The sequence below is a fragment of the Rhodanobacter sp. 7MK24 genome, from assembly GCF_014842995.1.
Classification (GTDB): domain Bacteria; phylum Pseudomonadota; class Gammaproteobacteria; order Xanthomonadales; family Rhodanobacteraceae; genus Rhodanobacter_A.
This window is the reverse complement of record NZ_JACYXL010000016.1, coordinates 44,806-50,805: the sequence shown is the minus strand read 5'-3', so window position 1 is coordinate 50,805 and position 6,000 is coordinate 44,806. Positions and strand designations below refer to the sequence as shown.

Genomic DNA, 6,000 nt, shown 5'->3' with positions numbered 1-6,000 from the left:
TTGAGGACGCGGGCGTCGGCGGTGCAATCGAACACGAAATCCATCGACCACACTTCGTTGGGCGCCGATGGACGGACCAGCGGTTGCCGCTCGCTCACCGGCACCTTCTTCCGCTTGCGCCGACGCACCTGCAGCCGCTCATCCCGATACAGCCGCTCCACACGCTTGTAGTTCACCGGCTCGTTGCCCTCCTGCCGAAGCTTCAGGTGGATCATCCCTACGCCATAGCGCTTGTGTCGCTGCGCCAGCTCCACGATCCGCCGCCGCAGCGCCACGTTGCGGTCTGGCTGCGCCTGATAGCGGTACGCGCTGGCGCTCATGCCCACGATACGCAACGAGCACCGCTCGCTCAGCCCCTTGTCGATCATCTGGCGCACCAACGCGCGTCGGGCCGGTGCGCCTACGGTTTTTTTCGCAGGACGTCCCGGATCACCTCGTTCTCAAGCATCTGCTCGGCCAGCAGCTTCTTCAGCCGCGTGTTCTCCGTCTCCAGCTCCTTCGGGCGCTTGGCATCCGGCACGCTCATGCCGCCGAACTTGCTCCGCCACAGGTAGTAGGAGGCCTCGCTGAAGCCGTGCTTGCGGCACAGCTCCTTGATCGGCTGGCCGGCGTCCGCCTCACGCAGGAAACCGATGATCTGTTCTTCGGAAAAGCGCTTCTTCACGTCCAATCTCCTTCGGATGGGGGATTGGACTCCAAACCACGGTGCTACTCAAAACCGGGGGGACGTCGAGACTACTCAGGAAGGAATCCGCCTTCGCAAAACCAATCCGACGTGGCCAACGCCTCATAGGTAGCACGCTGCCACGAATTCATCTGCGCCTGTGCTCGACTCCGCGCTTGCTCCGCCAGGTGCTCACGAACGGTTTGGGCAGAGCCGCTGCGCAAAATGCGCTCCAAGGCGAATCTAATATCGTTGATTTCTACGGCTGCATGCGATGCATAGAGTGGCGCCAGTTGAAAAACGCGGAAGTGAGTTTCGATCCGCTGTCCCAACCCACCCCAGTTCCTAGGTGGATTCGCGGAAAATGTGAGCGCTGCTGGTCGCTTCTCGATCACCTTTGCGAACAGCCATCGGTCCGCCTCCACGACATCGAAGTACGGATGGAGGGTTTGCTCCTCTTGGCTTGCCGCTTCCTGCGCCCGTTTGATGAAGTTGCATTCCGCGCATGCGGGTACCAGGTTTGGAGCCGTGGTGACGAGGAAGGGGTGATTTGTCTGCGGGAGATAGTGATCCAGCGTGGACACGGTCCGCTGTCCGCACAACGGACAGGTATCGTTCTCCGGAGCCTTTTTGATGGTGTCGTAGATATTGCGGGTGCGCTTACTCTTAACGAAGGTGCCGTTGTAGACACGCTTCATCTCTGCCGTGGTGACCTCACCTCCGACGTCGCTGGTACCGGCGATGTCGTGCAAGGTCCCAAGCGCACCTTTGGACACGTAGTTCTGTTCTGCCGTTTCGATGAGCGGAGTCACATTTTGCAGGCGATTCTTCAGCGATGAGTCCTGAATGCTCTCAATGCAGAGGTCGAGAATCTCTTTGGCGGTGACCGTAGGGCATGGAAGTCGGCGCATCGATCATTCCTCGTCGCGTTCAGCGACCAATGCACGGACGATGGAACGAGCTTCCGCGCCGAGCTGGCTGTTGAACCGGCGGACGATCGCGTCGTAGTCGAGGTTCTGGTCGACCGCTGCTTGGAGCATTTGGTGGAAGCCCGAGCGGGTGACTTCCAGACCAAAGACGTCACGCGTAAGCAGTCCTATGCTTTCACCGAACGTTTCGAGGGTTGGACGTTCGACCACCGAGACGGCACGCGCGCGGCGGAGCTTCCAAGCTGCTGAGCGAGGCACTTCCTGCAGAACGACCGGCGAATGGGTGGCGACGATGGCGACGCCATTACGCTTGACGAGAAGGTCCGAAAGGCAGCGAATGAAGGCGGATAACAGCGGGGGATGGAGGTGCCCCTCGGGTTCATCCAAGAGAACGAGCGTCTTTTCATCGACCAACTCGACCAGCCGAGTCACGGTCAACAACACGATGGCGTGTCCCGAGCTCAGCCGCCTAAAGAGCGCCTCAGCTTCGATCCTGCGCCGCTCTTCTTCCTCGATTTCCAGCAGCACCGCGACGTTGAGATCGCGAAAAAGATCATCGACTTCGAGGGTCAGAAGGGCCGCGCGCCAACGCTCAGCCTTTAGGCCCACTCGACAGCGCTCAAAGCTTTGCCGAAAATCCTGCGCGAGCGTGAGCGCATCCGCAATGCCGGCCACTGCGCCTTGCCCTTCCACATGGTGGCGCAAGCCGACTTGATGGGCGGTCAGGCGATCATCGGAATCGCCTTTCAGGTCAAAAGAGTCGAAGGCGCTGAATGAAATAAGGATGACGCCGGCGAATGCCCACCCTTCGTCGAGCAGCGCGATCTCACCATACGACTCGCCCTCCGGCGCTTGGCGCCCCAGCAGAGCCAGTGCCAGTTGCCGCATGCATCGCGTCTTTCCCACACCGTTGCGTCCAATCAGGACATGCACATTGGTCGGAGGGTGTGACTCCGGAACCACCTCGAAAGTGAGCGTCGCGGTAGGCACGTCGGCCGGGTGCGGTAACGTGTAGTTGAATCGAAATTCGGTGAGTTGGGCATCACCACGCGACAGCCGATTGAGGCGGCCTCGTACGTTCGCGGCTCGCACGTCACGCAACAGCGATTCGCCCATCACGTATTCGTCGAGATGGGCGTCAAAGATCAAAAGATTGAAGGCGCAGTCATTCAGGCCTTCCAACACACGTTGGCGCAGGGTCGGAGCCAATTGATTCAAGGTGGCGTAGTAGTCTTCGCCCTGTCCAACAGAAAAGAAGCGGTCGTCCAATCGATCAAAGGTGGGCAGCAGCGACGGTGCACGCTCCCCTTCGGCGGCGGTGCGCGAAGGCTTCAGGCCAACTTCGCCAATTTTGACTGAGCCAATTTCTTGCACCAGGCCGCGGTCGTCAACGACGACCAGCGTAAACATGGTGCGGTACTTGCCCCAGTCATCCCAATAGTCAGTCCTGAGGTAGGCAGAATTGGCGGGAGCGTCCGCGGGTGGGCGTACCCCTGCACCTAGGATGGTAAAGAACACATTTCCTCCTTTGAAACGTCAACGTGCGTCGTAAGGGTCGGCCGATAGCAAAAATTTGCTGATTCTGCGCCGAAGCTCCGGATCATCAATCGCCTTGGCCTCACCTGGGCGTGCGTCCGTAAATCCGGCCTGCCTCCTTCGCCCTATAGCGCCCCTAGATTTGGTAGAGGTCACCAGAGCTCCTCCCGTAAGTACGCCAAAGTAATGCATCCAGCTCAGCGAGGTTTTTGGCAGGGCCACGTCGATCCGCCTGGACGGCAGCCCGCAACAATCGGGCAAGGGAAAGATAGGAGGCGCCCTCGGATGCTCCGCGCGTAACCCTGAAGTCGATCGCCTTCATAAACTTCCGAATGGGATCGTTCTTGACGGGATAAAGCGAAGGGAAAGCCAAGCACAGCATTTCCGAAAGGAACGCGCCTCGAGCCGCCACCTTCCTGGCATGCAGCTCGTCAATCTTCGTAACCACGACATCATCACGTTCCGTATCGGATGCCTGAAGTATGGCCAGGAACGCTTGGCTCAGAGCTTTAAAATCACCCGTGCTGCCCGACCGTTCCCACCCGGCGCCTTGAAGGCGATTCTTCCACTTATGGCCCCAATGCAAGGGGAGCTTCTCATAGAACTCAGCAGAGCTTATCTTTCCGTTGGCGCACTGTTTAAAAAGCTGGACAAGGCCGGCTTTACGTAGCTGATACTCTTGTATTTGCTTGCGACGCTGCCTCACCAAACGTCTCGCGTCGGCGGGGCTCGGCAACGTCAGCGCCTCGTCGAACTCTTCTGACGCGGTCTTGCCCTTGGAGTTGGTCGGGCCACCATTTGGGGCTTCCCGATAGGTCTTCAACCAATTTTCATCGGCGTCAATGCAATCACCTGAGATGCGTTCGACCCAGTTCCGCGCTTCGTTGAATTGTTCTTTCTTGAGGTGGTGATAGAAATTTGCCTCGTAATTGGTCGAGAACGCAGCACGCGTTAAATTCGAAGAGCCAACCAGAGCATGCAAACTTCCATCGGCTTCCCTCCAAAACATGGCTTTAGGGTGGAATCCGCCGATGCGCTGAGCTACGAGAAAGCAGCTCTTCTTCTCCCGGGGTAGCCAGCGAGTTACGTCGCGACAAGCTTTTTTTCGAGTAATTCCATAGTCCTTTCCGATGATCATACGGAAGGTGACGCAGGCAGTACTAAGCTTGGACGGTGGACACCATTCGGTGAGATATGCGGAGAGAATGTATAGCTCTACTGAGCACTTGAAAGCACGCTTGTAGTGCTCCTCCAGACTCTTTGCTTCCGCTTTCGGAAGCAAAATTAGGTCACTCATGCACTCCAACTCCCCTGTGGTCACGCTCAATCCTAGCTGACAGCAACCCTGCTTCGCGAAGGCAACGGGTTAACGCTGCCCTGTGGTCCCTTCGATCGCTTCAGGTTGCCCCCTACCCCCGATAACACGGGCTAATCGGTTCGCTTTTACGTTGTGCTTTGCCGAAAGCTATCCCTTGGCCAAAGTCAGCTCATCGCCTCCATTGCGGCGAGCGACAGCTGGCGTTCCATCGCAGCTGCCGAGTGTCACATCTTGTCCTTGAAGAATGGCGCGAGCTGCCCGGTGGTTTCGTTACAGATGGCGTAACCATCGCCGCATCAGGTTGAACACACAGCTGAGGCAGCTCGTTGCACAGACGCCCGTTGAACGATTCAATGTAAGCGTTCTGGTTCAGCTTACCCGGCTCAATCAAACTCAACAACATGAAGCGTGAGGGAGAGCTGCCCGCGAGCACCCGCTTCGCCAAAGGAACTGCTACTGGCAGTTTTGAGTTGATAGCGCGAGTGGCTGTCGTCAGGGTTGACCAGAATCTGGAATATCCAAGCATTGATGCCGGTACAGTGATCAGGGGGTTTATGCGTCGAAGATCCGTGGATGCGCGAAATCGCACTATTTACCTGCGTCGTCCTAGTGACGGGAGAGTGCTGTGCCCAAAACACCCGAAGACACCCGGCTTGAGAGCTGGCATCGATTCTTCGCGGCCTACGCGAACAATGAAGCGTGGACACTGGCTGAAGCGCCACTGTCTCGGATGGATGATGTTTTAACGCTTCTCAATGCTGCGCATGCCGCGGCTTGGCATTGGCAGGCTGTCGGCAACGTCTTGAACCACATGCGCGCCCTCATGCTTCTTGCCCAGGCGCACGCTGTGGCTGGCCTGGGGCAAAGCGCTTTGCTATATGCAGACGAAATGCGCGCGTACTTTTTGAGTGAAGCTTCCACCCCGGAATGGGAGCAGGCTTTCATGCATGCTGTTCATGCGCGCGCAGCGCATGCCGCGGGGGAGCATGCCCAGCACGCAAGCTCGTACGCTTCAGCAGAAAGTGTCATCCGAGCCCTCACAAACGAAAATGATCGAGCCATGGTTTCTCGTATCTTTGAACAGGTGCCCCGGCCGTGGTTGCCGTCGTGAGGTTGGGCTCTTCCATAACGAGCGTATTGTCGGCCCTGCGGGCGCCCAAGAAAAAGGCCGGTCGAACTCCGACCGGCCTTTTTCACTACTAACTCACTCAATGCTTTTTGGCTTCGTCACGGGCGCGATCTGCAGCCTTCCCTACGGCATTCTGAACTTTGCCAGCGTTCTTCTCAATGTTGCCAGACGCTTCTTTCGCCTTGTTGCCAGTTACTTTGCCTACTACCTCTTTGATGGCGCCTTTGACTTCGTGTTTGGTGCCTTCTGTCCGGTTCTTGTCCATGGTGCGGTTGCTCGCTTTGGCCGCAGGGGCGCGGCCATTTCTTATAGGCGCGAACTGGTCTTCCTCGCGTGAATCTTTGTCGAAAAGCAGCCCACATAGTTCGGGTGGTGAAGCGGAGAGTTTGCCAGGCAAATCTGTTCTTGGTGGCCCAATGGCCGT

General features: G+C 57.8%; 5 protein-coding genes and 2 pseudogenes. 1 reads left to right on the top strand and 6 read right to left on the bottom strand.

The genetic code is table 11. The features are described 5' to 3' along the window. The 5 genes and pseudogenes from IHE49_RS17840 to IHE49_RS18545 all read right to left on the bottom strand — a co-directional run. Positions 1–682: pseudogene (locus IHE49_RS17840) on the bottom strand (transposase); the annotation flags it as partial. A gap of 53 nt (positions 683–735) precedes the next feature. Next, complete coding sequence (locus IHE49_RS17835; RefSeq protein WP_192160457.1) at positions 736–1,575, bottom strand: hypothetical protein; 840 nt, start codon at positions 1,573–1,575, stop codon at positions 736–738. A gap of 3 nt (positions 1,576–1,578) precedes the next feature. Then, positions 1,579–3,003: an AAA family ATPase gene (locus tag IHE49_RS17830; RefSeq protein ID WP_225578549.1), complete on the bottom strand. Its 1,425-nt coding sequence runs from the start codon at positions 3,001–3,003 to the stop codon at positions 1,579–1,581. Positions 3,004–3,265: 262 nt separating this feature from the next. After that, a complete protein-coding gene (locus IHE49_RS17825) occupies positions 3,266–4,426 on the bottom strand; it encodes a phospholipase D family protein (protein ID WP_192160453.1) in 1,161 nt (386 codons plus the stop codon). 343 nt (positions 4,427–4,769) lie between these two features. Next, positions 4,770–4,865, bottom strand: a pseudogene (locus IHE49_RS18545) (integrase core domain-containing protein); the annotation flags it as partial. 207 nt (positions 4,866–5,072) lie between these two features. Between IHE49_RS18545 and IHE49_RS17820 the strand changes: the two are divergent. Beyond that, a complete protein-coding gene (locus tag IHE49_RS17820) occupies positions 5,073–5,558 on the top strand; it encodes a hypothetical protein (protein WP_192160452.1) in 486 nt (161 codons plus the stop codon). A gap of 97 nt (positions 5,559–5,655) precedes the next feature. Here the strand turns inward: IHE49_RS17820 and IHE49_RS17815 are convergent, their stop codons facing one another. Further along, positions 5,656–5,841 carry a CsbD family protein gene (locus IHE49_RS17815; protein WP_192160475.1) on the bottom strand — a complete coding sequence of 62 codons (186 nt, stop codon included), beginning with the start codon at positions 5,839–5,841 and terminating at the stop codon, positions 5,656–5,658. Between the last annotated feature and the right edge of the window lie 159 nt (positions 5,842–6,000).

Coding starts and splice junctions, on each gene's coding strand:
- IHE49_RS17815 (WP_192160475.1), bottom strand. CDS start 5,841: ATGGACAAGAACCGGACAGAAGGCACCAAACACGAAGTCAAAGGCGCC.
- IHE49_RS17825 (WP_192160453.1), bottom strand. CDS start 4,426: ATGAGTGACCTAATTTTGCTTCCGAAAGCGGAAGCAAAGAGTCTGGAG.
- IHE49_RS17830 (WP_225578549.1), bottom strand. CDS start 3,003: ATGTTTACGCTGGTCGTCGTTGACGACCGCGGCCTGGTGCAAGAAATT.
- IHE49_RS17835 (WP_192160457.1), bottom strand. CDS start 1,575: ATGCGCCGACTTCCATGCCCTACGGTCACCGCCAAAGAGATTCTCGAC.